The organism is Mycobacterium sp. E3251 (assembly GCF_001666835.1).
GTDB lineage: Bacteria > Actinomycetota > Actinomycetes > Mycobacteriales > Mycobacteriaceae > Mycobacterium.
Map to the genome: position 1 here is coordinate 1 of NZ_LZJF01000177.1, position 593 is coordinate 593.

1 protein-coding gene and 2 pseudogenes are annotated in these 593 nt (G+C 66.6%); 2 read left to right on the forward strand and 1 reads right to left on the reverse strand.

What is annotated here, in order from left to right; translation table 11 throughout:
- A pseudogene (locus A5697_RS27405) lies at positions 1-142 on the forward strand (cytochrome P450); the annotation flags it as partial.
- A gap of 101 nt (positions 143-243) precedes the next feature.
- On the opposite strand, the pseudogene A5697_RS21760 reads toward A5697_RS27405, so the two are convergent.
- Positions 244-390, reverse strand: a pseudogene (locus A5697_RS21760) (cytochrome P450); the annotation flags it as partial.
- A 21-nt stretch (positions 391-411) separates the two neighbouring features.
- On the opposite strand from A5697_RS21760, the gene A5697_RS27855 reads away from it, so the two are divergent.
- Positions 412-593, forward strand: a 182-nt coding sequence (locus A5697_RS27855; protein ID WP_156673403.1) for a cytochrome P450, incomplete at its 3' end; no start/stop codon positions are given.

Sequence of the window (593 nt, forward strand, 5' to 3'; positions counted from 1 at the left end):
TGACCCGCGCAAATTCCCCGAGCCAGACGTGTTCGACATCCACCGTCCCAACGCGCGCAGCCATGTCGCGTTCGGTCGCGGTCCGCATGCCTGCCCCGGAGCACCGCTGGCACGCACCGAGGCGCGGGTCAGCATCGAGCGGATGCTAGGCCGCACCAACAACATTCGCATCGACGAGGACAAGCACGGCCCTCCCGGCGACCGCCGGTCACGATTGCGGTTGTTCCCTGAAACGGCATCGCACTACTCGAATCGGATGTGTAGCCGGGTGAGCCCCCGCAAGATGAACGTGGGCAGATACCGGTACCGGCGGTCGCCGGGAGGGCCGTGCTTGTCCTCGTCGATGCGAATGTTGTTGGTGCGGCCTAGCATCCGCTCGATGCTGACCCGCGCAAATTCCCCGAGCCAGACGTGTTCGACATCCACCGTCCCAACGCGCGCAGCCATGTCGCGTTCGGTCGCGGTCCGCATGCCTGCCCCGGAGCACCGCTGGCACGCACCGAGGCGCGGGTCAGCATCGAGCGGATGCTAGGCCGCACCAACAACATTCGCATCGACGAGGACAAGCACGGCCCTCCCGGCGACCGCTCTTC